18 protein-coding genes are annotated in these 26349 nt (G+C 71.6%); 14 read left to right on the plus strand and 4 right to left on the minus strand.

Going from position 1 to position 26349, the window contains the following annotated elements:
* The first annotated feature begins 3 nt into the window (after positions 1–3).
* The 6 genes from ACLQ2S_RS17805 to ACLQ2S_RS17830 are packed head-to-tail and all read left to right on the plus strand — an operon-like array spanning position 4 to position 11012.
* A complete protein-coding gene (locus ACLQ2S_RS17805) occupies positions 4–1977 on the plus strand; it encodes a CRTAC1 family protein (RefSeq protein WP_425702116.1) in 1974 nt (657 codons plus the stop codon).
* On the plus strand, positions 1974–2936 hold the full coding sequence (locus tag ACLQ2S_RS17810; protein WP_425702117.1) for an enediyne biosynthesis protein: 963 nt from the start codon (positions 1974–1976) through the stop codon (positions 2934–2936). Before ACLQ2S_RS17805 ends, ACLQ2S_RS17810 begins: the two co-directional genes overlap by 4 nt.
* On the plus strand, positions 2828–8671 hold the full coding sequence (locus ACLQ2S_RS17815; protein ID WP_425702118.1) for a type I polyketide synthase: 5844 nt from the start codon (positions 2828–2830) through the stop codon (positions 8669–8671). Before ACLQ2S_RS17810 ends, ACLQ2S_RS17815 begins: the two co-directional genes overlap by 109 nt.
* Positions 8668–9114 carry an acyl-CoA thioesterase gene (locus tag ACLQ2S_RS17820; RefSeq protein ID WP_210937056.1) on the plus strand — a complete coding sequence of 149 codons (447 nt, stop codon included), beginning with the start codon at positions 8668–8670 and terminating at the stop codon, positions 9112–9114. Before ACLQ2S_RS17815 ends, ACLQ2S_RS17820 begins: the two co-directional genes overlap by 4 nt.
* Positions 9115–9117: 3 nt before the next feature.
* The gene (locus tag ACLQ2S_RS17825) at positions 9118–10254 is read left to right on the plus strand and encodes a trans-sulfuration enzyme family protein (protein WP_425702119.1); all 1137 of its coding nucleotides are present in this window, start codon (positions 9118–9120) and stop codon (positions 10252–10254) included.
* A gap of 44 nt (positions 10255–10298) precedes the next feature.
* Complete coding sequence (locus ACLQ2S_RS17830) at positions 10299–11012, plus strand: hypothetical protein (RefSeq protein WP_425702120.1); 714 nt, start codon at positions 10299–10301, stop codon at positions 11010–11012.
* Here the strand turns inward: ACLQ2S_RS17830 and ACLQ2S_RS17835 are convergent.
* Positions 10976–11689, minus strand: coding sequence for a DUF899 family protein (locus ACLQ2S_RS17835; RefSeq protein ID WP_425702121.1), 714 nt, complete (start codon positions 11687–11689; stop codon positions 10976–10978). The genes ACLQ2S_RS17830 and ACLQ2S_RS17835 overlap by 37 nt on opposite strands.
* 201 nt (positions 11690–11890) lie before the next feature.
* Here ACLQ2S_RS17835 and ACLQ2S_RS17840 point away from each other — a divergent pair, with 201 nt between their 5' ends.
* The 8 genes from ACLQ2S_RS17840 (at position 11891) to ACLQ2S_RS17875 (ending at position 23297) form a co-directional block, all read left to right on the plus strand.
* Positions 11891–12781 carry a class I SAM-dependent methyltransferase gene (locus ACLQ2S_RS17840; protein WP_425702122.1) on the plus strand — a complete coding sequence of 297 codons (891 nt, stop codon included), beginning with the start codon at positions 11891–11893 and terminating at the stop codon, positions 12779–12781.
* Positions 12778–13596: a crotonobetainyl-CoA--carnitine CoA-transferase gene (locus ACLQ2S_RS17845; RefSeq protein WP_425702123.1), complete on the plus strand. Its 819-nt coding sequence runs from the start codon at positions 12778–12780 to the stop codon at positions 13594–13596. Before ACLQ2S_RS17840 ends, ACLQ2S_RS17845 begins: the two co-directional genes overlap by 4 nt.
* The gene (locus tag ACLQ2S_RS17850; protein WP_425702124.1) at positions 13593–14861 is read left to right on the plus strand and encodes an aminotransferase class V-fold PLP-dependent enzyme; all 1269 of its coding nucleotides are present in this window, start codon (positions 13593–13595) and stop codon (positions 14859–14861) included. Before ACLQ2S_RS17845 ends, ACLQ2S_RS17850 begins: the two co-directional genes overlap by 4 nt.
* Positions 14825–16375: a TldD/PmbA family protein gene (locus ACLQ2S_RS17855; protein WP_425702125.1), complete on the plus strand. Its 1551-nt coding sequence runs from the start codon at positions 14825–14827 to the stop codon at positions 16373–16375. Before ACLQ2S_RS17850 ends, ACLQ2S_RS17855 begins: the two co-directional genes overlap by 37 nt.
* A gap of 23 nt (positions 16376–16398) precedes the next feature.
* Positions 16399–17751 (plus strand): metallopeptidase TldD-related protein, encoded by a 1353-nt coding sequence (locus ACLQ2S_RS17860; protein ID WP_425702153.1) that lies wholly within the window; start codon positions 16399–16401, stop codon positions 17749–17751.
* 238 nt (positions 17752–17989) lie between these two features.
* Positions 17990–19192, plus strand: coding sequence for a DUF6004 family protein (locus ACLQ2S_RS17865; protein WP_425702126.1), 1203 nt, complete (start codon positions 17990–17992; stop codon positions 19190–19192).
* An 83-nt stretch (positions 19193–19275) separates the two neighbouring features.
* Positions 19276–21783, plus strand: a complete 2508-nt coding sequence (locus ACLQ2S_RS17870; protein ID WP_425702154.1) for an ATP-dependent Clp protease ATP-binding subunit — start codon at positions 19276–19278, stop codon at positions 21781–21783.
* Positions 21780–23297, plus strand: coding sequence for an ABC transporter substrate-binding protein (locus ACLQ2S_RS17875; RefSeq protein ID WP_425702127.1), 1518 nt, complete (start codon positions 21780–21782; stop codon positions 23295–23297). The genes ACLQ2S_RS17870 and ACLQ2S_RS17875 overlap by 4 nt, the downstream gene beginning before the upstream one ends.
* A gap of 78 nt (positions 23298–23375) precedes the next feature.
* On the opposite strand, the gene ACLQ2S_RS17880 is transcribed toward ACLQ2S_RS17875, so the two are convergent.
* The 3 genes from ACLQ2S_RS17880 to ACLQ2S_RS17890 are packed head-to-tail and all read right to left on the minus strand — an operon-like array spanning position 23376 to position 26308.
* Entirely contained in the window at positions 23376–24743 is a 1368-nt protein-coding gene (locus ACLQ2S_RS17880; protein WP_425702128.1) for an ABC1 kinase family protein, read from the minus strand.
* A 36-nt stretch (positions 24744–24779) separates the two neighbouring features.
* Positions 24780–25418 (minus strand): hypothetical protein, encoded by a 639-nt coding sequence (locus ACLQ2S_RS17885; protein WP_425702129.1) that lies wholly within the window; start codon positions 25416–25418, stop codon positions 24780–24782.
* Positions 25415–26308, minus strand: coding sequence for a methyltransferase domain-containing protein (locus ACLQ2S_RS17890; protein WP_425702130.1), 894 nt, complete (start codon positions 26306–26308; stop codon positions 25415–25417). Before ACLQ2S_RS17890 ends, ACLQ2S_RS17885 begins: the two co-directional genes overlap by 4 nt.
* Positions 26309–26349: the final 41 nt, after the last annotated feature.

Genomic DNA, 26349 nt, shown 5'->3' on the forward strand with positions numbered 1-26349 from the left:
TCCTTGTCGGCAATCAAGAGGATGCTCCGCCGGCAACTGGCCGGTGCGGTGGCGCTGGTGCTGCTCGTCGGCACCTATGTGGTCGTCCGGTTGCCGGAGGCGAGCGCCGACGAACGGCGTGCGATGGCGCAGTCGTACCGGTTCACGCCGCTGTCACTGACCATGCCGGGTGGCCTGCCGCAGCACTCGATCCGCCAGGTCAACGGCGCGTACCGGCACATCGCGGCGTGGATCTCCTCGGTCGGTGCGGGCATCGCCATGAACGACCTGGACGGCGACGGGCTCGCCAACGACCTCTGCGTGACCGACCCGCGCATCGACCGGGTCGTGGTGTCACCGGCGCCGACGGCGGGCGCGGACCGCTACCAGCCGTTCGTGCTGGACCTGGCGCCGCTGCCGACCAACCCGCACATCGCCCCGATGGGATGTCTGCCCGGCGACCTCAACGGCGACGGGCGCACCGACCTGCTGGTGTACTACTGGGGTCGCACGCCGGTGGCGTTCCTGGCCCGGGCCGGTGCGGCCGCGCTGTCCCGCGACGCCTACCTGGCGGTCGAGCTGCTGCCCGACCGGGTGCCGCCCGGAAGCACCTACCGCGGCCCTCAGTGGAACACCAACGCCGCGACGCTTGCCGACTTCGACGGTGACGGCAACATCGACATCTACCTCGGCAACTACTTCCCCGACAGCCCGGTCCTCGATCCCGGCCAGCACGGCGGGGTGGTGATGAACCGGTCGATGTCCAACGCGGTCAACGGTGGCGAAGACCACGTGCTGAGGTTCGTCGGCGGCAGCGCCGGCCCACAGCCCAGCGTCTCGTACGCCGAGGTCCCGGAGGTCTTCACCACCGACGTGTCACGGGGGTGGACGTTGGCGGTCGCCGCCAACGATGTCGATGGCGACCTGTTGCCGGAGTTGTACATCGCCAACGACTTCGGGCCCGACCGGTTGCTGCACAACCGGTCGGAGCCGGGTCGCATCGCCTTCGCCCTGGTGGAGAGCAGCGGCCTGCCCGGGTTGACGCCCAAGTCGAAGCGGGTCGGCCACGACTCGTTCAAGGGCATGGGGGTCGACTTCGGCGACTTCGACGGCGACGGCATGGTCGACCTGTACGTCGGCAACATCACCACGTCGTTCGGTATCCAGGAGAGCAACTTCGCCTTCGTCAACACCGCCGGCGACACCGACGAGCTGCGCGCCGCGCTGCGCGAGGGCAGAGCGCCGTGGCAGGACCGCAGCGCCGAGTTGGGCCTGGCCTGGAGCGGTTGGAGTTGGGACGTGAAGTTCGCCGACTTCACCAACCGGGGCCGACCGGACATCGTGCAGACGGCGGGCTTCGTCAAGGGGGAGGTCAACCGCTGGGCGCAGTTGCAGGAGTTGGCCACGGCCAACGACGAGCTGCTGGCCGATCCGCGGTGGTGGCCCCGGGTGGAGCAGGGCGACGACATCGCCGGCGGCCAACACCTGGTCTTCCACGTGGCCGGCGACGACGGCCGGTACGAGGACCTGAGTGTCGAACTCGGGCTGGCCGAGCGGGTGCCCAGCCGGGGGGTCGCGGTGGGCGACGCCGACGGCGACGGCCGACCCGATTTCGCCGTGGCCCGGCAGTGGGACGCCCCGGTCTTCTACCGCAACGACAGCCCGGCGACCGGAGCCAATCTGACGCTGCGGCTGCTGCACGACCAGCCGCAGGCTGACGACCCGCTCGCCGGCGCCGGGTCACCGGTGATCGGTGCGCAGGTGCGGGTGACCACCCCGGACGGGCGGGTGCTGATCGACCGCGTCGACGGCGGTAGCGGCCACTCCGGCCGGCGTAGCAACGAAGTTTCGGTCGGCCTCGGTGAGGTGGCCGGTCCGGTCACCGTGCGGCTGAGTTGGCGCGACCGTGCGGGCACTCCCCGGGAGCAGGAGCTGCGGCTCGCCCCCGGGCGGCACACCCTCGCCCTCGGTACCCAGGCACGGGAGGCTTCGCGATGAGTCAGCAGCGTACCCACCAGAAGGACCCGCGGATCGTCACCGCGCTGCGCAGGTTCGCCATCTCGATCACGGTCCTGAACATCTTCGGGTACACCGTCCTCGGGTTCGAGCAGGCGTGGGCGTGGCCACTGCTCGCGCTGGCGGTGGGGTACAGCGTCGAGATCCTGCTGGAGACGATCGGCGCGTGGGCCGAGGAGCGGCGGGCCCGTTACCTCGGCGGCGGCGTACGCGGATTCGTCGAGTTCCTCTACCCGGCGCACATCACCAGCCTCGCGGTGAACATGCTGCTGTACGTCAACGACCAGGTGCCGGTGATGCTCTTCGCGGTGATGATCGCGATCAGCGGCAAGTGGCTGTTCCGGGCGCCGGTCAACGGCCGGCTCCGGCACTACATGAATCCGTCGAACTTCGGTATCGCGATCGCGCTGCTGCTGTTCCCGTGGATCTCCATCGCGCCGCCGTACCAGTTCACCGAGCACCTCACCGGCGTCGGCGACTGGATCGTCCCGGCGGTGATCGTGGTCTTCGGGACGCTGCTGAACGCCAAGCTGACCAACCGGATGTGGCTGATCGCCGGCTGGCTCGGGGTGTTCGTCCTGCAGTCGGTCTTCCGGGGCCTGGTGCTCGACACCTCCATCGTCGGCGCGCTGTCCACCATGACCGGCGTGGCGTTCGTGCTGTTCACCAACTACATGATCACCGACCCGGGGACGACGCCGTCCAGGCCGTGGTCGCAGTTCGCGTTCGGTGGGGGCGTGGCCCTGGTCTACGGCGTGCTCACCGGCGCGTCCATCGTGTACGGGCTCTTCTTCGCCACCGCGATCGTGTGTCTGATCCGTGGTGGCTTCCTGTGGTCGTTGCACGCGGTGCGCCTCGCCGCCCGGCCGGCACCCGCCGACGCCGGCGCTCTGGACGGCAAGGTGCCGGCCAGCGTGACACGCGAGATGGTGCGGGCATGAGCCGGATCGCCGTGGTCGGACTGGCCTGCCGGTTTCCCGACGCCGCCGGACCCGGCCAACTCTGGGAGAACCTCCTCGCCGGGCGTCGGGCGTTCCGCCGGCTGCCCGACGAGCGGATGCGTGCCGAGGACTACTGGTCGGCGGATCCGAGCGCGCCGGACCGCTACTACGCGACCAACGCCGCCGTGATCGAGGGGTACGAGTTCGACCGGGTCGCTTTCAAGGTCAGCGGCAGCACCTACCGCTCCACCGACCTGACCCACTGGCTGGCGCTGGACATGGCCACGCAGGCGCTGGCCGACGCCGGGTTCGCCGACGGCGACGGCCTGCCCCGCGAGCGTACGTCCGTCGTCGTCGGTAACACGCTGACCGGTGAGTTCACCCGGGCGGGAACGATGCGGCTGCGCTGGCCGTACGTGCGGCGGGTGGTGGGGGCGGCGCTGGGCGAGCAGGGTTGGGACGACGAGCGGGTGGCGAACTTCCTCGCCGGCCTGGAGTCCTCGTACAAGTCACCGTTTCCGGAGGTGACCGAGGACAGCCTGGCCGGCGGCCTTGCCAACACCATCGCCGGGCGCATCTGCAACTACTTCGACCTGCACGGCGGCGGCTACACGGTGGACGGCGCCTGCGCCTCCTCGCTGCTGTCCGTGCTGACCGCCTGCCGCAACCTGTCCGACCACGACGTCGACGTGGCGATCGCCGGTGGAGTGGACCTGTCGATCGATCCGTTCGAGATGGTCGGCTTCGCCCGCACCGGTGCCCTGGCCAGCGACCAGATGTACGTCTACGACCGCCGGTCCAACGGGTTCTGGCCGGGTGAGGGCTGCGGCATGGTCGTGCTGATGCGGGAGCGGGACGCGTTGGCGCAGGGCCGCCGCATCTACGCCACGGTCGCCGGCTGGGGCGTCTCCTCCGACGGGCGCGGCGGCATGACCCGACCCGAGGCGGACGGCTACCGGTTGGCGTTGCGCCGTGCGTACCAGCGGGCCGGCTTCGGTGTGGAGACCGTGCCGTTGTTCGAGGGGCACGGGACCGGGACGGCGGTGGGTGACGCCACCGAGCTGAGGGCGCTCGGCGCGGAACGGCGCTCTGCCGGCCCGCAGGCCGCGCCCGCCGCGATCGGCTCGATCAAGGCCATGATCGGTCACACCAAGGCGGCGGCCGGCGTGGCCGGGCTGATCAAGGCCGTGCTCGCGGTGCACCATCAGGTGATTCCACCGACCGTCGGGTGTACCGACCCGCACGCCGAACTCGTCACCGACCGGCCGGCGCTGCGGGTGGTCCGCCAGGCCGAGCCCTGGCCGGAGGGCGCCGCGCAGCGGGCCGGGATCACCGCGATGGGGTTCGGTGGCATCAACACCCACCTGGTGATCGACGGGCCGGTGCGTCCGCGTCGTCGGCAGCTGGACCGGCGTACCCGGCAGCTGGCCCGCTCGACCCAGGACGCGGAGCTGCTCCTGGTGGACGCCGACGGCCCGGACGCGCTCCGGCAACGGCTGGAGCAGCTAGGGCCGACGGTGGCCACGCTGGCCTTCGCCGACCTGGCCGACCTGGCCGCGACGCTGCACCGACAGCAACGTGGGCGCGCCTACCGCGCCGCCGTCGTGGCCCGTTCGCCCCGGGAGGCCGAGCAGACGATGCGGGCGGCGGCTGCCGCGCTGGCTCCCGGTGGCCCGGGCCGGCTGGTCGACCCGGCGCGGGGGGTCTTCGTCGGGCGGGTCGCCCGTCCGGTACGCGTCGGATTCCTCTTTCCCGGCCAGGGCTCCGGCCAGGGCTGGGGCGGTGGCGCGCTGCGTCGCAGATTCACCGAGACGGACGACGTCTGGCGTACGGCCGGCGACGTTCCGGACGGTGACAATGCCGCGACCGAGGCCGCCCAGCCCCGCATCGTCACCGGCTCGATCGGCGCGTTGCGGGTGCTCGACGCGCTCGGCATCGACGCCACCGTCGCCGTCGGGCACAGCCTCGGTGAGCTGACCGCCCTGCACTGGGCGGGCTGCCTGGACGACGGCGAGCTGCGGGATCTGGTTGCGGCGCGGGGGCACCTCATGGCGCGCCTGGCCCGGCCCGGCGCGATGGCCGGCGTCATCGGCGACCCGACGGAGACCGCCGCCCTCCTCGACGGCACGGGCGCGGTGGTGGCCGGCTACAACGGCCCCCGGCAGACGGTGGTGGCCGGCACCGACGACGCCGTCGGCGAGGTCGCCCGGCGGGCGGCGCTGGCCGGGCTCGCCTGCACCCGGCTGAACGTCTCACACGCCTTCCACTCGCCGCTGATGTCGGCTGCGGCCGACGCCTTCGGCGAACGGCTGCGGTCGTGCCGGTTCCTGCCGCCGCTGCGGCGGGTGGCCTCGACCGTGACCGGGATCGTGCTGCCACCGGACACCGACCTGGTCGAGCTGCTGCACCGGCAGATCCAGGCGCCGGTGCGTTTCACCGCGGCACTGGCCCGTGCCGCGGTCGAGGTCGACCTGTTCGTCGAGGTGGGGCCGGGGCAGGTGCTCACCCGGCTGGCCCGCGACCAGATGCCGGACCTACCGGCGCTGGCGCTGGACACCGACGCGGAGTCCCTCGTCGGCCTGCTCACCGCCGTCGGCGCGGTGTACGTGCTGGGCGGTCCGGCCAGCTATCCGGCGTTGTTCGAGGACCGGTTCACCCGGCCGTTGGATCCCCAGCGGCCGGGCGCCTTCTTCGCCAGCCCCTGCGAGTCCGCTCCCCAGGTGGCGCTGCCGGTCAGCACCGAGGCGTCCGCGCCGGCCGCCGAGGTCGCGCTCCCCGCGACCGACGGGGCGTTGGAGCTGGTCCGCCAGCTCGTGGCGCAGCGGGCGGAGCTGCCGGTGGAGGTGCTCCACGACGACAGCCGCCTCCTTGACGACCTGCACATGAGTTCGATCACCGTCGGGCAGATCGTCAACGAGGCGGCACGTGCCATGGGGCTGTCGGCGGTCTCCGTGCCGACCAACTTCGCCACCGCCACGGTGCGGGAGATGGCCGAGGCGTTGCAGGCGCGGGGGCGTGCGGACACCACCGGCCGGGCCGACGTCGTCGCCGGGGTCGCGCCCTGGGTACGGACCTTCGTCGTCGACCTGGTCCACGAGCCGGTGCCGGCGGGAGACCTGGCCGGCATCGGCGGGAGGTGGGAGGTCTTCGCCAGTCCCGGTCACCCGCTCGCCGACCCGCTGCGACGCGCCCTGGAGAGGGCCGGGCTCGGCTCCGGCGTCCTGGTCTGCCTGCCCGACGACCCCGACGAGGCGTACCTGGAGGTCGCGGTCCGCGGTGCCCAGGCCGCGCTGCGGCAACCCGCCGGCGGCCGGCTGGTGCTGGTGCAGCCGGCCGCCCGGGGCGGGGCGTTGGCGAAGACCGCCCGGTTGGAGGGCGACCGGCTACGGACGACCGTGGTGACCACCCCGCTCGGAGCGGACACCGTGGACCGGGTGGTGGCCGAGGTGGCGGGCACCGTCGACTTCACCGAGGTGACCTACGACCCGGCGGGCCTGCGCCAGGTGCCGATGCTGCGGCCGATCCCGGTCGATCCCCGGCCGGGTCCGCTGCCGCTGGGGCCCGACGACCTGCTGCTGGTGACCGGTGGCGGCAAGGGCATCACCGCCGAGGCGGCCGCCATGCTGGCCCGGGAGAGTGGCGCCCGGCTGGCGGTGATCGGTCGTTCCGACCCGGCCACCGACGCGGCGCTGGCCACGAACCTGTCCCGGCTCCGTGACGCCGCCGGCGACCTGCGTTATCTGCGGGTGGACGTCACCGACGCGGCGTCGGTCGCCGCCGCCGTCGCCGAACTCACCGCCGACTGGGGCCCGGTGACCGCCGTGCTGCACGGCGCCGGGCTGAACACCCCCACCGCGCTCGGCGACCTCGACGAGGTCGCGGTCCGCCAGGTGTTCGCGCCGAAGGTGGGCGGCCTGCGCGCGGTGCTGGCCGCGATCGACGTCGAGCGGCTGCGGCTGCTCGTGACGTTCGGCAGCATCATCGGGCGCGCCGGGCTGCACGGCGAGGCGCACTACGCTGCCGCCAACGAGGCGCTCGCCGAGCTGACCCGCAAGGTCGCGGCGACCCGTCCGGGATGCCGCGCGGTCTGCCTGGAGTGGTCGGTGTGGTCCGGTGTCGGCATGGGGGAACGGTTGGCGGTGGTCGAGGCGCTCAGCGGCACCGGCGTCACCCCGATCGGCCCGGAGGACGGCCTGCGGGTCCTGCGCGAGGTGCTCGCCGACGACACGTTGCCGCCGGTGGTGGTGGTCACCGGGCGTACCGGTGGGCTGGAGACCCTGCGGTACCACCGACCGGAGCTGCCCCTGCTGCGGTTCACCGAACGACCCCTGGTCCGCTACGACGGTGTGGAGCTGGTCTGCGAGGTGGATCTCGCGACCACCACCGACCCGTACCTGGCCGACCACCGGCTCGACGGTGACCTGCTCTTCCCTGCGGTGCTCGGCCTGGAGGCCATGGCCCAGGTCGCCACGGCGTTGGCCCGCCACCCGGGGGTGCCGGTCATCGAGGACGTCCGGTTCGACCGGCCGGTGCTGGTCGACCCGGACGGCGGAGCGACGATCCGGGTGGCCGCGCTGGTCCGCTCGGAGCAGGTGATCGACGTGGTGATCCGCAGCGCCGCGACCGGGTTCGCCGCGGACCACTTCCGGGCCCGCATGCGGTTCGCGCCGGACGGGTCGTACCCGGAGGACACCGCCGCACCGGAGCAGACGGAGCTGCCGGCGCTGCCCCTGGCACCGGCCCGGGACCTCTACGGCGACCTGCTGTTCCAGGGCGGTCGGTTCCAGCGGCTGCACGGCTACCGGCAGGTGGCGGCGCGGTTCGTCGAGGCGGAGGTGGCCACCAGCGACACCGGCGAGTGGTTCAGCCGCTTCCTACCGGGCCGTCTCGTGCTGGGCGACCCCGGTGCCCGGGACGCGTTCATGCACGGCATCCAGGTGTGCGTGCCGGACGCGACGCTGCTGCCGGAGGGGATCGACCGAATCTGGTCCGCCGGTCCGAAGCTCTCCGCGGCCGAGACGGTGACCATGACCGCCCGGGAGCGGGAGCAGCACGGCACCGGCTACGTCTACGACGTGGTGGTCCGCGACGGGACCGGCGCGGTGATCGAGAGCTGGACAGGACTTCGACTGCGCGCCGTACGCCCGCACGCGCCGGCCGCCGGGTGGCCGGCGGTGCTGCTCGGGCCGTTGCTGCAGCGCCGTCTGGCTGAGGTGTTCTCCGGGGACATCGCGGTGGCCGCCGCGCCCGGTGGTGGGCCGCGCGACGCCGATGCCCTGCTGTCCTGGGCGGCCGGCCGCCCGGTGGTCGTACGCCACCGACCGGACGGTCGACCCGAGGTGGACGGCGTGCGTGCGGTGTCGGTGGCGTACAGCGCGCCACTGCGCCTCGCGGTGGTCGGTGACGCCCCGCTGGCCTGCGACGTGGAGCCGGTGACCGCCCGCCCGGCGCAGGCCCGGCGCGATCTGATCGGCCGGCACGGATCGCTGGCGGCGCTGCTCGTCGCCGAGGTCGGTGACACGCCGGATCTCGCGGCGACCCGGGTGTGGTGCGCCACCGAGTGCCTGCAGAAGGCCGGGCGCACCGACGGGCCGTTGACGCTGGTGTCCGGCGCCGCCCCGGACGGGTGGGTGGTGCTGGACTCCGGTGGCCTCCGGATAGCCACCCGGGTCTGCACGGTGGCGGGTGCCGGGGAGCGGGTCGTGGTGGCGGTGCTCAACGGGACGGAGGGGTGACAGTGTCGCGCTACTACGAGTACCACCACACCATCGGTTTCGAGGAGACCAACCTCGTCGGCAACGTCTACTACGTCAACTATCTGCGGTGGCAGGGCCGGTGCCGGGAGATGTTCCTGCACGAGCACGCGCCGGAGGTGCTCGATGAACTGCGGGGTGATCTGAAGCTGTTCACCCTGAAGGTCGACTGCGAGTTCTTCGCCGAGCTGGCCCCGTTCGACCGGTTGGCGGTGCGCATGCGGTTGGCCGAGCTGACCCAGACACAGATGGAGCTGGCCTTCGACTACCTGCGGATCGCCGACGACGACCTGCTGGTGGCTCGGGGGCGGCAGCGGATCGCCTGCATGCGGGGGCCGAACGGACGTACCGAGCCGGCCCGCGTACCGGCCGGCCTGGTCCGGGCGCTGTCGCCGTTCCGTGGCGCCGGCGTCGGGGTGGGGTGACCGATGCGGTTCGACACGCGCCTGGTGCACGGGGGGCGTCGGGTCATGCCGGGCACCGCGGACGTGGTGCCGCCGATCCATGTCTCCACCACGTACGAGCGGCGCGCGCAGGACGAACCCCGCTACTTCTACGGGCGGGGGGAGAACCCGACCCGGGAGCAACTGGAGGAGTGTCTGGCCGGGTTGGAGGGGGCGCGGTTCGCGACCGTCCTGTCCTCCGGGCAGGCCGCCGCGGCGACCGTGCTCGCCCAGCTGCGCCCGGGGCAGTGTGTGGTGAGCACCGACGACGTGTACTCCGGCACCGACGCGTTGTTCGAGTTGGCGGCCCGCCAGGGCGTCCGGGTGCGCTACGCCGACCTGAGCACGCCGGAGGGGATCGACGACGCGCTGGACGCCCCGGATGTCGCGCTGGTCTGGGTCGAGACGCCCACCAATCCGCTGCTGGGCGTGGTGGACATCGCCGAGGTGGCCGGTCGGGCGCACGAGCGCGGTGCCCGGTTGGTGGTGGACAACACCTTCGCCAGCCCGGTGCTCCAGCGCCCGCTGGAGCTCGGTGCGGACGTCTGCCTCTACAGCACGACGAAGTCGATGGCCGGGCACGCCGACGTGCTGGGTGGCGCGCTGGTCTACCGGGACGAGGAGCTGCACGCGGGGTACCGGTCGTACCGGACGGCCGCCGGCAACGTGCCGGGCGCGCTGGACTGCTTCCTGATCCGGCGTGGCCTGCACACCCTGTCGCTGCGGGTGGCTCGGCAGGTGTCGAACGCGTGGGCGCTGGTCGAGCGGCTCCGGGCCAGTCCGGTCGTCGGGCGGGTCCACTACCCGGGGCTTGCCGAGCATCCGCAGCACGCGGTGGCCAAGGCCCAGATGACCGGCCCCGGTTCGATGGTGTCCTTCGAGTATCTGGGCGGACCGGCGACGCGGCTGATGGATCGGTTCGCGCTGTTCTCCTGCGGCGTCAGTCTCGGCGGCGTGCACTCCCTCGTGGAGTGTCCGGCGCTGATGACGCACCGGCCGGTGCCGGCCGAGGTTCGCGCCCGCCGGGGCATCACGGACTCGTTGATCCGTCTCTCGGCCGGTATCGAGGATGGTCGTGACCTGGTCGAGGACCTGTCCCGGGCGCTCGCCGACGGGGTCTGACGTCGACCGCCCACCGTTGCGACCGAGACGAGAAGGGGTACCCGATGACCATTCCCGGTGTCGACACGACGTTGCCCATTGCCCGGGAGCTGCCCGCGCCCGGCACGTATCTCTGCGGGCTGACCCATGATGGTGAGTTCCTCTGGCACTCCGATCAGGCGGCTGGCGAGATCTACGCGCTCGACCCGGCCACGGGCGCGGTGGTCCGTACGCTGTCCTGCCGCCGGGTCCGGGCAGACCTGACGGTGGGCGGTGGGGCGCTGTGCCAGGTGGGTGGACGCCCGAAGCGCATCCTGCTGATCGATCCGGTCAGTGGGGAGGTCCTCGCGGAGCGGGCGGTCCCGCCGCCGAGTGGCCGGCTCTGTGGGGTGGAGACCAGCGGCGTGATGATGTGGATGGGCCTGCGTGGCCCGTCGGTGGTGCAGTTGCGCGACGTCGAGACGATGACCGTGCGCCGGGAGTTCGCGGTGCCGGGTACGCCGTCCGGCCTGACCGTGGCGGGGGACGTGGTGATCTACGCCGACTTCGAGGCCGCGATGCTGCGGGCGGTGGACGGCCGGGACGGCAGGCTGCTCGGGGAGGCGGTCGTCGACGGCCGGCCGGTCGGCCTGACCTGGGACGGCACCCTGGTCTGGTACGCCGACTTCAGCGGCCGCCGGCTGGCGGCGGTGCGGTTGCCGGACCTGCTGGCCACCGAGGCGTTCCTGGGCGCGGGGACCGGTCAGCGCGAGGCGGACCGGCCGGGATCGGCGACGTAGTCGTTGCCGGCGTACCAGTCGCCACGTCCGGCGGGCAACAGGTCCAGCACGTTCCAGACCGGGCTGAGCAGGTCGATGCCGCGCTCGCCGCCGTCCGGGAAGCTCGCCGGGGCCGAGTAGAGGTGGCGTACCCGATCGCCCTCGGTCCGCAGCACGCTGACCATCGGCCGTTGCGTGCCGTCCGGGTACTCGGCGCGCAGGTCGGCGTTGAAGGAGGTGCCGTGGCTGGAGACGATTCGCAGACCGGCCCAGCCGCGACTGCGCGCCCACGCCCGCAGCTTGGGCAGCGGCGCCTTCGCCACCACCGCGACGGCGGTGTGCCGCAGCAGGTGCGGCAGTACGCCGTGGAAACCGTCGACCCACATCGAGCACATCGGGCACGCCTCGGTGGCGTCCGGGGCGAACATCAGGTGGTAGAGCAGGAGCGTCGGGTGTGTGTCGAACAGTTCCCGCAGGCGCACGTCGCGGATCGGTTCGGCGCGGTCGAGGTCGGCGGGTCCCTCGGTGAACCGGTAGTCGGCCAGCAGTGGGCCCGGTGGCAGGGCGCGGCGGGCGGCGGCCACCCGTTCGATCTGGTCGCGCAGCTCCTGCTCGGCGTCGGCGAGATCGCGTCGCGCCGCCGCGTACGCCTCGTCGGCCCCGACGGGCCAGCTCGGTGGCGGGTCGACGTGGCTCATGTCGGCTCCTCTTCGGACGGTCCGGCGCTTTCGGCGAAGGCTACCGGCCGGCGGGTGATGGCGATGGCCGCATAGGAGAGCCCGACGCTTGAAGAAAGGGTTGCTGTCGGCGGGCGTCCAGCACCGCAACTGCCGGCATTGCTCCGGATACTTGCCAATCATATAGTTGGCGGAGGCTGAATTCGCCGGCGAGGAGACAGCATGACGGTCGTACAGTTCGACCCGGCAGGTTTCAAGGCCGAGCAACGCGACACCTGGAACGCGGTCAGCGGCGGGTGGGAGTTCTGGCGGGACCGGTACGAACGGGCCGCCGCGCCGGTGACCGCCTGGCTGCTGCGCGCGGCCGGGCTGCGGCCCGGCCACCGGGTGCTCGACGTCGGCTGCGGCACGGGCGAGCCGGCGATCAGCGCCGGACGTCTGGTCGCCCCGACCGGCCGGGTGCTCGGCATCGACCTCGCTCCGGAGATGGTGCGCCGCGCCCGGATGGCGGCCGCCGGTCTCGATCACCCGATCGACTTCGTCGAGTCCGACGTGGAGTCACTGGATCTGCCGTCGCGCTCGATGGACGCGGTGCTCAGCCGCTGGGGGCTGATGTTCGCCGTCGACCGGCACCGGATGTTGTCCGGCCTGTGCCGCCTGCTGGTCCCCGGCGGTGTGCTCGCCGCCGCGGTCTGGGACACCCCGGCGGCCAACCCGATGACCTCGCTGGCCTTCCGCGCCCTCGGTGCCGAGCTGCCCGGCCCGCCGCCGCAGCGGCCCGGTCCGTTCAGCATGTGCGACGTCGCGGGCACCCGCGCGGAACTGGCGGCCGCCGGTTTCGTCGAGGTCACCGTCGAGCCGGTGCCGGTGTCGATGCGGTTCGCCTCGGTCGCCGAATACCTCCAGTACGCCCGGGACGTGACCCCGCCGGGGCTGCTGCGAGCGGTGCGCCACCACCTCGGCGGGGACGGTGAACGCGCCGGATGGGACCGGCTGGCCGAGGCGGCGGCCGGGTACGCAGACGGCGACGGCATCGTGTGCCTGCCCGGTTCGGCGCTGTGCCTGCGGGCGCGCGGCGCGCCCGACCGGGCGACACCGGGGAGGACGGGATGACGACCAGGGTCGGGAGCGTGTCCGACCGGCTCCGGCCGTCGGCGCGGCACGACCGCCTGCTGACGGTCGCCCAGGCGTACGTGGACGCCGCCGCCGGGCGGGGCGAGCTACCGCACCGGGACCTGTCCCGGCTGTCCCGCACCCGGGTCCGGGTCGATCCGCAGTTCTGCCGTGAGGTGGCCCGGCACTTCGACCGGGCACCCCGCCGCGCCCTCGACGCCGATCTCGCCGCCCGGTACACCCGCTTCACCGAGGAGACCCTGCGCCACTTCGCCCTGCTGGAGCCGGCCGGGCTGCGGGTCGTGCCGTGGCGGGGACCGGGGCAGCCGTACCGGGGTGCGGCCGAACTGATCGACTCCGTGGACCGCACGGGCGTGCTGCACGTCTACCTCACCAGCGACGGTCACGGTCCCCACGGACCGGCACCGGACCATCCGCTCTGCGCGCCGTCGGGCGTCACCGTCGACGGCGTGCAGCTGCTGCACAACGACATCTTCCGGGTCGTCCACGACGTGTTCGGGCACGTCCTGCACGGCGCGACGATGGGAGTCGCCGGGGAGTTCCGGGCCGCCTACGGTCACCTGGCGATGTACTCGCCACGGGTGCACCCGGTCGTCTTCACCGAGCAGGTCAGCCAGATCTGCTGGTTCTTCCACGGCCCGCACCTGGCGGACCGGGCCGGACGGTGGCCCCGCCGCGGCGCGCCCGGGTGGATCCCGCCGGCGCAGCGGCCCTACCCGGAGCAGAAGCTCTTTGCCTGCCCACCGGGTTTTCTCGATCGCTTCATCGCGAGCTTCACGGAGGAGTCAGGATGACCGACACGGCTGCCCACCCCCTGGAATCGGTGCGGGCCGAGTTCCCGTTCCTCGACCATCCGCAGCGCGGTCCGCGACTGGCCTACCTGGATAATGCGGCCACCACGCAGAAGCCCCGATGCGTACTCGACGCGCTGGTCGACCAGTACGTCACCGCGAACAGCAACATCGGCCGCGGCTTCTACGAGTTGAGTCGCCGGGCCACCGGCCGCTACGAGCAGGCGCGGGCGACGGTGCGCCGACTGCTCAACGCCGCCCACGACGAGGAGATCGTCTTCACCCGGGGCACCACCGACGCGACGAACCTGCTCGCCGAGACCTTCGCCGCGCGGATCGTCGGCCCGGGAGACGACATCGTGGTCAGCGGCATGGAACACAACTCGAACCTGCTGCCCTGGCGGCGATTGTGTGAGCGGCGAGGGGCCACCCTGCGGGTGGTACCGACCGTCGCCGGCCGGCCGGTCGCGCCGGACGCCCTGGCGGCCGAGCTGAGCCCACGTACCCGCCTCGTGGCGGTCACCCATGTGTCCAACGTGCTCGGCACCGTCAACCCGGTCCGGGACCTCGTCCGCGTCGCGCACCAGCGTGGTGTGCCGGTCGTCGTCGACGGCGCGCAGGCGGTGCCGCACCTGCCCGTCGACGTACGGGAGATCGGCGCCGACTTCTACTGCTTCTCCGGTCACAAGGTGTACGGCCCGATGGGTTCGGGTGTGCTCTACGGTCGCCGGGAGCTGCTCGCCGACCTGCCGCCCTACCAGGTCGGCGGCGGGACGGTGAAGGGCGTCTCCCACCACGCCCCGGTGTCGTACGTGCCGGTACCGGCCCGGCTGGAGGCGGGCACCCCGGACATCCCCGCCGCGGTGGCGTTGGCCGCGGCGTTGACCTGGCTGGACGGCCTCGACCGTGAGGCGGTCCGGGCGCACGAGGCGAGCCTGGTCCGGTACGCCGTGCGGGCGTTGGGCGCCGTCGACCGGGTGCGGGTCCTCGGCGACCCGGCGGCTGAACCGGCCGGCATCGTCTCGATCGCCGTGGACGGCCTGCACCCCTACGACGTCGGCGGTCACCTGGACCGGCACGGCATCGCGGTGCGCTCCGGTGTGCACTGCGCCAGCACCTTCCTCGACGACCTGGGTCTGGTCGGCACCGTGCGGATCTCCTTCGCGGTCTACAGCAGCGTCGCCGAGATCGACCGGGTGGTGTCCGCCCTGCGTACCGTGCGGGCAGGGGAGTGGACGACGCACCACCCGGGGGTGCGGTTCCGGTGACCACGTGCCCGGCCCCGGCCGTCGAGCCGGGATTCGACACGCTGCCGGTCGACGACCTGGCCGACGCGGCGCTGCGGCAGGCCCGCCGCAGCGGCGCGACCTACGCCGACATCCGGCTGCGGCGGGTCCGTGCCCTGCGGGAGCGGGTCCGCGACGGCCGCCCGGAGAGCAGCCAGGAGAGCGTCGAGACCGGTGCCGGGGTGCGGGTGTTGGTCGACGGCACCTGGGGTTTCGCCGCCGGGGTCGAGCTGTCCCCGGGCGGAGTCGGCGCGCTGGCGGCCCGCGCCTGTGCCCTGGCCCGGGCGGTGCGACCGTTGCGGGGCGAGCCGGTGCGCCTCACCGACGAACCGGTGCCGGCGCCGGTGGACTGGCAGTCGCCGTACGAGGTGGACCCGTTCGAGGTCCCGGCGGCCGAGCGTACCGCCTTGCTGGCCGGGTGGTGTGGGCTGCTCCGCGACGGCGGCGCGCACCTGGCCGAGGCGTACCTGCAGGTGTTTCGTGAGTCGACGGTGTACCACGACAGCGAGGGCCGGCGTATCCGGCAGCGGCGCACCTGGCTGCACCCGATGGCCTTCGGCTTCCGGATCGACGCCGGTGACGGCACGTTCGAGGCGATGCGGACGCTCGGGCCGCCGGCTGCTCGTGGGTGGGAGTACCTGACCGGCACCGGTTGGGACTGGGCCGGCGAACTGGCCCGGCTGCCGGGTCTGCTGGCGGAGAAGGCCGCCGCCCCCAGGCTCGCACCGGGCCGGTACGACCTGGTCATCGATCCGACCAACCTGTGGCTGACGATCCACGAGACGGTCGGTCACGCCACCGAGCTGGATCGGATGCGCGGCCGGGAGGCGGCGTTCGCGGGCAGTTCCTTCGTCCGGCCGCGGGACGTCGGGGTCCTGCGCTACGGCTCACCGCAGATGACGGTGGTGGCCGACCGGACGACCCCGCACGCGCTGGCGTCCGTCGGCTACGACGACGACGGGGTGGCCGCCCGCTCCTGGCCGCTGATCACCGAGGGCCTGCTGGTGGGGGTGCAGCACGATCGGCAGACCGCCGGCGCCGCCGGACTGGACGCCTCGACCGGCTGCGCGTACGCCGAGTCCTACCGGCACCTGCCGGTGCCGCGGATGCCGAACGTCTCGCTGTGCCCGGCGCCCGGCGGCCCGGACACCGACGAGCTGATCGGTCGGGTCCGCGACGGTCTCTACGTCGTCGGTGACAACAGCTTCTCCATCGACATGGCCCGGGTGAACTTCCAGTTCACCGCCCAGCGGTTCCACCGGATCCGCAACGGGCGGCTGGTCGGTCAGGTGCGCGACGTCGCGTACACGGGCACCACGCTCGACTTCTGGCGGTCGTTGGAGGCAGTCGGTGGCGCGCAGACGTGGCTGCTGTCCGGTGCCGGCCAGTGCGGTAAGGCCCAGCCGCTCCAGATCGCCGCGGCGGGGCACGGCTGCCCGTCGGCACTGTTCCGGGCGGTGCCCGTCACCGATCCCCGGGCGGGGGCGACGGGATGAGCAGGCCGGGGCCACAGGAGCTGATCGAGATCGGTCTCGCCGCCGCCCGGGGCGACGCCACGGTGGTGATCGTGGAGTGCGGCGTGGACCGTCACCTGCGGTGGGCCGACAGCGCGCTGGTGGCGGCCGGCGACGCGGACGAGTGCCGGGTGTCGGTGGTCTCGGTGGTCGGCGCACGGGTGGGCGCGGTGTCGGTCTCCGGCCAGGTGGGCCGGACCGAGATCGTCGACGCGGTGGGTGGCGCGGAGGCCGTGGCCCGGCAGGCACCGTTGGCGCCGGACGCCCGGGCGTTGCCGGAGCCCGGTGCGGCGTCGCCGCACTGGCACGACCCGGTCCGACCGGCTGGGGCCGGTGTGCTCACCGGCCTGGTCGAGCAGCTCTCGACCGGGTTCGCGCGGGCCGGCAGGCAGGGCCAGGTGCTGCACGGGTACGCCGAACATCGGTCGCGGACAACGTTTCTCGGCACCTCCGCCGGGGCCAGGCTGCGGCATGACGGGTCCGCCGGGCACTTGGAGCTGACCGCCCGTGACGGGCGAGGCGCTCCGGTGTGGACCAGCGCGGTGACCGACGATTTCACCGACGTGTCGGTGGCCGGGCTGCAGGACGAACTCGACCGGCGGCTGCGTTGGGAACGACGGCGCATCGACCTGCCACCCGGCCGGTACGAGTGCCTCGTGCCGCCGAGCGCAGTCGCCGATCTGATGAACTACGCGTACACCACGGCGGGTGCCGGGGCGGCGGCGCAGGGCCGCACGGCCTACAGCCGGGCCGGCGGCCGTACCCGGATCGGGGAGCAGATCACCGGGGTCGCGTTGACCCTGCGCAGCGATCCGACGGCCGAGGGGTTGCGCTGTGCGCCGTTCCTGGTGGCGGCCGCGTCCAGCGGGGTCCGCTCGGTCTTCGACAACGGCCTGCCGCTGGGCCCGACCCAGTGGTGGGAGCAGGGGCGGTTGCGTTCGCTGGTGCAGACCCGACACAGCGCCGAGGAACTGGGTATGCCGCTGACCCCGCTGGTGGAGAACCTGATCCTCGAAGGGCCGCCGGGCGGTGGCGCGGAGGCGGACCTGGTTGCCCGGACCCGGCGTGGGCTCTTGCTGACCAGCCTCTGGTACATCCGGGAGGTGGACCTGGCGACGATGGCGCTGACCGGGGTGACCCGCGACGGCGTCTACCTCATCGAGGACGGCGAGGTCGTCGGCGCGGTGCACAACTTCCGCTTCAACGACAGCCCGCTGGCGATGGTCATGCGGGCCACGGAGGCCGGGCGCACCGTGCCGACCCGGGCACGCGACTGGGGTGACGCGGTGGCGCAGCTGGCCATGCCGATGCTGCGGGTGCCGGACTTCCCGCTGACCGCCACGACGGCGGCGGTCTGACGGTCGTCGCTTCAGCTGTCCGATAGGTAAACCAATAGCGCCCGCTTGTGGGCCATTGCCGGTCAGGCCACGTACGCAGGCTTCAGCCATGCGTGAATTGGGACAACATTTCGCTAATGATCAATCCCGGCCGATTGACTGGCACTTTAAAAATCGATAGCGTCCCGAGTAGTGGTCCTCCGGTCGAGAGGCGTCACAGAGGCGTCACCGCATCCGGGGCATACAGGGAGGTGGAGCCGTGACAGACACGGCGAGAGAGACCTACGAGTCACTCAACATCGAGCCGAAGCCGCTGCGGCCGCACATCCTGGCGGCGGCGACGGTCGTCTTCGGCGACGACTACTACGGTGGTCGCCGGGAGACGATCAACCTGTCGGGTTTCGTGCAGATGAACAAGTGGCCCATGCAGGGGTTCAAGCACACCGTCGACGAGGACGGCACGGCGAGCTTCAACCTGGAGCTCATCAGCGCCCCCGAGGTCGGCATCAAGGGGTTCAGCTACACGCTCAACGACCGGATCCAGATCCTGTCGAACCCCTACCTGCCGAACACCGGTCACATCAAGCAGATCGTGCCCGGTAAGAACTTCCCCGCGGAGTTCTACATCCGTCGGTTCGGCATCCTGGAGACCAGCACCATGCGGCTGGCCCACCGGGGTGTCATCGACGTCAAGGGGATCGTCGACGGCCTGCCGCCGTACAAGACCCCGCTCACCTCGCCGTTCCTCGGTCGCCCCTACGGTGACCAGGGCGAGGTGATGCCGGCGCACAACGTGGTCCGGGGCACCAACCTGCCGGCCGCGTGGTACCCGTCGAACGACGAGAACGAGGCCGTCGGCAACACGCCGAGCGCCTTCTTCGCGTCGAGCATCGGCCCGTGCGTATCGATGCTGGTCGACCCGTCGATCATCATCCAGGCGTCGACCGAGGCGAAGATCAAGGTCGAGGTCAACGGCCGTACCGAGGAGATCGAACTCGCTGGCGACTACCCCTTGGCCGCCGGCGCCGAGATCCTCCTCTTCGGCCCGGAGAAGCACGACCAGGGCTCCGGCGTGCTGGCTCAGCTCGCGCGGGTGGCGCTGGTGGGCAACAGCCCGGCTCTGGGTGGCAAGGTCATGCTGCGGGCCAGCTTCTTCACCGTCTCGGGCGGCCAGCTCGGTGAGGGTACGGAGGACAGCCTGAGCACCCTGCGCTACCCGGGTGAGCTGCACTTCGACGCTCACTTCGAGTTGGTCACCCCGTCGGCGACGCTGTACGCGGCGGCGCCGGTGCACCTGGCCGGACGGCTCAAGGACATCGAGCCGGCCGGCACGGTGCTGACGGCCGACCACGCGGACGCCGCCCTGCGCACCTCCGGCGGCGATGTCCGGGCGCGCCTGACCGGCGTGCAGATGAAGCTGGCCGACGCACTGGTGGGCTCCGAGGCCTACGTCAGCGCGTGACGGTTGGTTCAGTCCGGTAGCAGACGTCGCCCCGGGTGCCTTTCCGCCACCCGGGGCGGCGTCACTCTTCAAGGGTGGCGGTTATGTTCGAGCGGTTCACCGACCGAGCGCGACGGGTTGTCGTCCTGGCCCAGGAAGAGGCCCGGATGCTCAACCATAATTACATCGGTACGGAGCACATCCTGTTGGGTTTGATCCATGAGGGTGAGGGTGTGGCGGCGAAGGCTCTGGAGAGTCTTGGCATCTCTCTGGAGGGTGTGCGTCAGCAGGTTGAGGAGATCATCGGTCAGGGTCAGCAGGCGCCGAGTGGGCATATCCCGTTCACGCCGCGGGCGAAGAAGGTCCTGGAGTTGTCTCTGCGGGAGGCGCTGCAGTTGGGCCACAACTACATCGGTACGGAGCACATCCTGCTGGGGTTGATCCGTGAGGGTGAGGGTGTGGCCGCCCAGGTGCTGGTCAAGCTGGGTGCTGACTTGAACCGGGTGCGTCAGCAGGTGATCCAGTTGTTGTCGGGTTATCAGGGTAAGGAGCCGGCTGCGGCGGGTGCTGCGGCGGGTGAGGCTGCTCCGTCGACGAGTTTGGTGTTGGACCAGTTCGGTCGGAATCTGACTCAGGCGGCCCGGGAGGGCAAGCTGGATCCGGTGATCGGGCGGGAGAAGGAAATCGAGCGGGTGATGCAGGTGCTGTCCCGCCGGACGAAGAACAACCCGGTCCTGATCGGTGAGCCCGGTGTGGGTAAGACCGCCGTGGTGGAGGGCCTGTCCCAGAAGATCATCAAGGGTGAGGTGCCGGAGACGCTGAAGGACAAGCAGCTGTACACGCTTGACCTGGGCGCCCTGGTGGCGGGTTCCCGGTATCGGGGTGATTTCGAGGAGCGCCTGAAGAAGGTGCTCAAGGAGATCCGCACCCGGGGCGACATCATCTTGTTCATCGACGAGATCCACACTCTGGTGGGTGCCGGGGCGGCGGAGGGTGCGATCGACGCGGCGAGCATCTTGAAGCCGATGCTGGCCCGTGGCGAGTTGCAGACGATCGGCGCGACCACGCTGGATGAGTACCGCAAGCATTTGGAGAAGGACGCCGCGTTGGAACGCCGCTTCCAGCCGATCCAGGTGGGTGAGCCGTCGCTGGCGCACACCATCGAGATCTTGAAGGGTCTGCGGGACCGGTACGAGGCGCACCACCGGGTGTCGATCACCGACGCCGCGCTGGTCGCCGCCGCCACCCTGGCTGATCGGTACATTTCGGATCGGTTCCTGCCGGACAAGGCGATCGACCTGATCGATGAGGCGGGTGCGCGGATGCGGATCCGCCGGATGACCGCGCCGCCGGACCTGCGCGACTTCGACGAGCGGATCGCGCAGGTGCGTCGGGACAAGGAGTCCGCGATCGACGCGCAGGACTTCGAGCGGGCGGCGCAGTTGCGCGACACCGAGAAGCAGCTGCTGGGTCAGAAGGCGCAGCGGGAGAAGGAGTGGAAGGCCGGCGACCTGGACGTGGTGTCCGAGGTCGACGACGAGCAGATCGCCGAGGTGCTGGGCAACTGGACCGGCATCCCGGTCTACAAGCTGACCGAGGAGGAGACCTCGCGTCTGCTGCGCATGGAGGACGAGCTGCACAAGCGCGTCATCGGCCAGGAGGACGCGGTCAAGGCGGTGTCGAAGGCGATCCGGCGGACCCGGGCGGGCTTGAAGGACCCGAAGCGTCCGTCGGGGTCGTTCATCTTCGCCGGCCCGTCGGGTGTGGGTAAGACCGAGTTGTCCAAGGCCCTGGCGGAGTTCCTGTTCGGGTCCGAGGACGCGTTGATCCAGTTGGACATGTCGGAGTTCCATGACCGGTACACCGTGTCGCGGCTGGTAGGTGCCCCACCCGGGTACGTCGGCTACGACGAGGGTGGGCAGTTGACGGAGAAGGTGCGTCGGCGGCCGTTCAGTGTGGTGCTGTTCGACGAGATCGAGAAGGCCCACCCGGATGTGTTCAACACCCTGCTGCAGATCCTGGAAGACGGTCGACTCACCGACGGTCAGGGCCGCATCGTGGACTTCAAGAACACCGTGATCATCCTGACCACCAACCTCGGTACCCGTGACGTGGCCAAGGCCGTGTCCCTGGGCTTCCAACAGTCGGAAGACTCCGAGTCGAACTACGACCGGATGAAGCAGAAGGTCAACGACGAACTCAAGCAACACTTCCGGCCGGAGTTCCTCAACCGCATCGACGACACCATCGTGTTCCACCAACTCCGCCAGAACGAGATCCTGTCGATCGTCGACATCATGATCGCCCGGATCGAAACCCAACTCCGCAACAAGGACATGGGCCTCGAACTCACCGACAACGCCAAGAAGTACCTGGCCGTCAAGGGCTTCGACCCCGTCCTCGGCGCACGCCCACTACGCCGCACCATCCAACGCGACATCGAAGACAACCTCTCCGAACGCATCCTGTTCAACGAACTCACCCCAGGCCAGATCGTCCTCGTCGACTGCGAAGGCGACCCCAACAACACCGACAAATCCAAACTCACCTTCACCGGCTCCGGTCAGCCGACGACCGGCACCCTCCCGGACGTCGGGACGGTGCCCGCATGACCGGCGTACGCGAACGGGAGTCCACCGCTGCCCCGACCGGTCGCGGCCAGCTTCGTTTCCTGCGGCCCGTCGCCGGAGCGCCGGACGAGGGAGAGCCGGGCAGGATCGGGACCGGTCAGGTGCTCCGGCTCATCACCCGACAGTTGTTCGCCTGTGCCGCGACCGACGCCGCCCGACCGGTGCCCGACGTCGCGCGCGAACTGCCCACCGTCGACAACGGTGGGATCAGCGAGGACGGCCGGACCTGGCGTATCCGGCTGCGCCCGGGAGTGCGCTGGGACGCGCAGCGTGCCCGGGAGGTGGGCGTCAGCGACGCCGTGCGGGGTCTCAAGCGCACCGCCCATCCGTTGGCCCGGCCGATGCGGCATTACTTCGGCGCGCTGATCGAAGGGCTGGCCGACTACTACCGGCACTACGACGCGGAGTTCGGGCACTGGGAGGCGCACGCCCCCGCGCTCGCCCAGTTCTCCCACCTCACCCGGGTCCCGGGGCTGCAGGCCGAGGGCGACTCCGTCGTGCTGCGACTCACCGAGCCGGCCAACGACCTGATCGACCTGTTGGCCACCGGGTACGCCGCCGTGGCCCCACGCGAGTACGACTACTACGTGCCGGACAGTCCCGAATTGTACCGGTGCAACCCGGCCTGCGGGCCGTACCGGATCGCCCGGCAGCTGACCCCCGGTGGTGACTTCGTCCTGGAGCCCAACCCCCGGTGGGATCCGGCCACCGACCCGATCCGCCGGCGGACCGCGTCCCGCATCGACATCGTGGCTTCCCCCGGCGACCAGCCGGTGGACGACGCGACCGGCTTCGGGGTGCTCTCCTGGGATCTGCCGGCGACGCCCGCCCGCTTCGGTGGCACCGGATGCAGCTACTACCTCTCCGCGACGCCGGGCGGGGCGGCGGCGTCGTCCGCTGCCCGCCACGCGCTGTCCTGGGCGATCGACCGGGCTGCCCTCGCCGACGCGGCCCGCGCTGCCGGCGCTGAGGGTGCCGCCGCGCAGCACGGCGTGCTGCAACCCGGAGACCCGGGCGCCGCGCCCGCCACCGACGCCGTACCCGACACCGGTGATCCGGCGCGGGCTCGGCACCTGCTCGCCGACGCCGGGCTGACGCCGGGAAGCAGGGTGCTCCTGGCGGTGCCGGCCGGATCACGTCCGACGGTCGTGGCGGCGGCCCTGGCCGAGGTGCTCATCCGGTACGGAGTCACCACCGTCCCGGTGCCGGTTGGTGAGCCGGGCGCCGACCTCGTCCTGCGCGAGTGGGCGCCGAGGTGGGCCGGTAACGCCAACCGGGACCTGCTGCACCGGATCTGGCCCTCCGACGGAGGTGCCGGCGACCCGGCCGTCGTCGCCGCCGACGCGTTGCGGACGATGGAGCCGGGCGCGGCCACCACCCTGTGGCGTCGCTTCGACCGGCTGGCCACCGCCGACCTGCGCCTGGTGCCGCTGGTCGTGGCTGACTGGCCACGCGCTCGGGCCGACGCCGTGGCCACCGGGGTCGCCCAGTGGTGACCACACCCGGGCGTTGACGATCCGTAGCAGGGGGACCGGTCGACCGGTCCCCCTGCCGCACGAGGAACTCCGGACGGCTCAGCGGATGCCGAACAGGGCGCGGTTCAGGATCGGCTTGGCCGTCTCCTGAAAGTCGATGTCCGGATCGAGCGACCGTACGGTGCCCTCCACCACGAGCAGCGACAGCAACGGAAACACCAGTTCCGGCGAGGCCACGACACCGTAGCGGCGTTGCAGGTCGAACAGTTCCCCGGCGAACGCGATCAGGCTGAACTCCTTGGCGGAGAGCTTGTAGCTGCGGGCCACCAGGTCCGTGACGCCCTCGGTGAACGCGTCCACGTCCGCGTCGTCGGAGACCCCGATGGCGCTCTCCAGCACGATCGCCGCGCAGCGATCGCCGCGGCCGATCGACATGTTCAGGAAGAAGTTGGCGAACAGGTCCCGCATCCGCTCCGACAGTTGGACGCTGAATCCGGCGTCGAGCACCACCACCTGACCGCCTCGGGTGAAGTAGAGGTTGCCGGGGTGCAGGTCACAGTGGACGAAACCGTTGATGAACAGCATCTGATAGACCACGGCCAGCGTGGAGGCGGCGAACCTTCGGCGCAATGCCGGGGAACACCGGTCGGCGGTGTCGACGGCCAGGTCCGGGACGAAGTCCATGACGATGGCGGCCGGACGGCTCGCCTCCGGATGTACCCGTGGCACCAGGACCCGTGGCACCGCGCCCAGATCCTCTCGCAGGCGGCCGAGGTCGCGCCCCTCGCGGCCGAGGTCGACCTGCCCGAGCACCGAGTCGCAGAGGTTGTCGACGACCTCACGCACCGGCACCCCGCGGAACATCGGCAACCGGGCCACCAGCGCCGCTCCCCGGCGCAGCAACGCGAGGTCGGCAGCCATCCGGGGACCGATGCCGGGACGGCGCAGTTTGAGCGCGACCGTGCCGCCGTCGAGCAGGGTCGCCCGGTAGACGCAGGCGATGCTGCCACTGGCCGCCGGCACCTGCTCGACGGTGACGAAGACCTCGTCCACGTGCTCCCCGTACGCCTCGCGCAAGGCGGTGCGTCCCTGCGCCGCTGACATCGGCGGCACGTCGTCCTGGAGCATCGACAACTCGTCGCAGAGCCAGGCCGGCACGACGTCTCGGCGGGTGCCGAGGACCTGGGCCGCCTTGATGAAGGTGGGGCCCAGGCGGGCGACGGTCCGGGCGATCTCCCGGGCGAGCCGTCGCCGACCGGCCGGCCTGCCGTGCCGTACCGCGGTGGCCGAGGCGCTGACGACACCCGCCGCCATCGAGGCGGTGGCCACCGAACCGATGACGAGCGCGCGACCGGTCAGCTGAAGACGTTCGGGGGCGGGGGAGCGGGGGAACTCACCTGCCGGTGCGACCCGCAGCAGGGGTGAGCCGATGGGGGAGAGGCTGAGCAGATACTTCAGCGGTAGCATCAGGGACCTTTCTGCCGGGGGTCAACCGGGTCCTGATCAGCCCCGCGCGGTGGACAGCCCGGGCACGTCCAGCGCCCGCAGGCGCAGGTTGCCGGCGTCGGCGTACCACAGGCGGAGCCCGTCCCAGGTGAGGCTGGTGGCGGGTCGACCGTCGACCTGGATCTGCAACACGTTGCGCCCGGCCTGCAGGTCGAAGACCGTGATGGCCTCGCCGAGCAGATCGGTGTGCGCGACGTACCGGTCGGTGACGGTGATGCCGGCGACACCGAGTGGCGCGGGTATCGTGGCGAGCAGCCGCAGGTCGGAGGCGTCCCGCAACTCCAGGGCGTCCGGCCAGCCGAGCCAGATGCCGTCCTTGCCCGCTTCCATGCCGCAGACCGGCGCGTCCGGTCGAGGGCTGGCCACCTCACGCAGCACGTCTCCGCTCTGTGGTTCGGTGAGCCGCAGGGTGGTCGAGGTGGCGTAGAGCAGGCACCCGCCAAGGTTGGTCAGCCCAGCGACCAGGCCGGGACAGGCCAGCTCGGCGCCGGACACCCCGGTGCGTGGGTCGAGGCACACCACCCGCCCGCGTCCCGCGTCGGCGTACCAGAGGGTGTGACCTGACCAGGTGAGGCCGGAGATCCGGTCGGCGTCGACGGAATGGTCACGGACCGAGGCGGCAGTGTAGATGATCATTGGTTGCTCACCCTGTCGAGACGACAGTCGAGGCGCCACCGGGTCACGTCCCGCGCGGCGGGACCGTCGGGACGTCGGAGACGCACGTGTACGGTGTCGCCGGCCGCGACGGCGGTGTGCCGCAGCGGCCAGACGAAGACCGCCCAGTTGCAGCCCGGGTACGACGGCATGTTGGACAGTTCGATCCCGGGAGCGAGTGTGGCGGTGAAGTAGCCGAGCACGGCGTGCAGCGTCCCGGCCGTGTGCAGCGGTAGGGCCAGGGGCCGGGCGTTGCGCAGTCCGGTGTCGCCGCGACCGGTGTCGACCAGCGCGACCGGCGTGCCCAGCAGGGTCGGCTCCTGGGTGAGGAAGTGCAGGTGGGCGGTGGGATCGACCAGTTCCTGCACCACGTCCAGGCGCATGCCGAAGAAGTCCGCCGACCAGATGCCCCACCCTTCGACGCCGAACTGCACCGGCGTCAGCCAGGTGACGACCCGCTCGGGCACCACGGCGCCGCCGGGCCGCAGGTTGCGGCGGTTGAACACCCGCAGGATGCGGGCCATGTCCTCCTCCGGCCCGAGGTTGCCCATCAGCTCGCAGACCGTCACGTCGACCGGTTGCGGCAGGCGGACGAGTCGGGCGTCGCCGGCGATCAGGGTGACCCGGTCCTGCCAGCCGTTGCTCTTGATGATCCGGTCCGCGACGGCGGCTACCTGAGGGTCGGCCTCCACGGCGTACACGTGCGCGGCGCCGTGTCGTAGCGCCAGCGCGGTCAACGCCAGCGTGCCGGCGCCGACATCGGCGACCACGGTGTTCTCGTCGACGACCGTGGCAAGCGCCCGGTCGTAGGACTCGACGCGTCTGCGGTCGCCGAGCATCGCCTGGTGCATGAGCAGGTGGCGTTGGTCCATACGAGATCTCCTGCTCGTTGACCGCCAACATCTACTAGAAA

This window comes from Micromonospora sp. DT48, assembly GCF_049844495.1.
Classification (GTDB): Bacteria; Actinomycetota; Actinomycetes; order Mycobacteriales; family Micromonosporaceae; genus Micromonospora.

Bases quoted from the DNA above. Each gene is read 5' to 3' on its own strand.
- ACLQ2S_RS17810 (WP_425702117.1), top strand. From the start codon at position 1,974: ATGAGTCAGCAGCGTACCCACCAGAAGGACCCGCGGATCGTCACCGCG.
- ACLQ2S_RS17825 (WP_425702119.1), top strand. From the start codon at position 9,118: ATGCGGTTCGACACGCGCCTGGTGCACGGGGGGCGTCGGGTCATGCCG.
- ACLQ2S_RS17830 (WP_425702120.1), top strand. From the start codon at position 10,299: ATGACCATTCCCGGTGTCGACACGACGTTGCCCATTGCCCGGGAGCTG.
- ACLQ2S_RS17835 (WP_425702121.1), bottom strand. From the start codon at position 11,689: ATGAGCCACGTCGACCCGCCACCGAGCTGGCCCGTCGGGGCCGACGAG.
- ACLQ2S_RS17840 (WP_425702122.1), top strand. From the start codon at position 11,891: ATGACGGTCGTACAGTTCGACCCGGCAGGTTTCAAGGCCGAGCAACGC.
- ACLQ2S_RS17845 (WP_425702123.1), top strand. From the start codon at position 12,778: ATGACGACCAGGGTCGGGAGCGTGTCCGACCGGCTCCGGCCGTCGGCG.
- ACLQ2S_RS17850 (WP_425702124.1), top strand. From the start codon at position 13,593: ATGACCGACACGGCTGCCCACCCCCTGGAATCGGTGCGGGCCGAGTTC.
- ACLQ2S_RS17870 (WP_425702154.1), top strand. From the start codon at position 19,276: ATGTTCGAGCGGTTCACCGACCGAGCGCGACGGGTTGTCGTCCTGGCC.
- ACLQ2S_RS17875 (WP_425702127.1), top strand. From the start codon at position 21,780: ATGACCGGCGTACGCGAACGGGAGTCCACCGCTGCCCCGACCGGTCGC.
- ACLQ2S_RS17880 (WP_425702128.1), bottom strand. From the start codon at position 24,743: ATGCTACCGCTGAAGTATCTGCTCAGCCTCTCCCCCATCGGCTCACCC.
- ACLQ2S_RS17885 (WP_425702129.1), bottom strand. From the start codon at position 25,418: ATGATCATCTACACTGCCGCCTCGGTCCGTGACCATTCCGTCGACGCC.
- ACLQ2S_RS17890 (WP_425702130.1), bottom strand. From the start codon at position 26,308: ATGGACCAACGCCACCTGCTCATGCACCAGGCGATGCTCGGCGACCGC.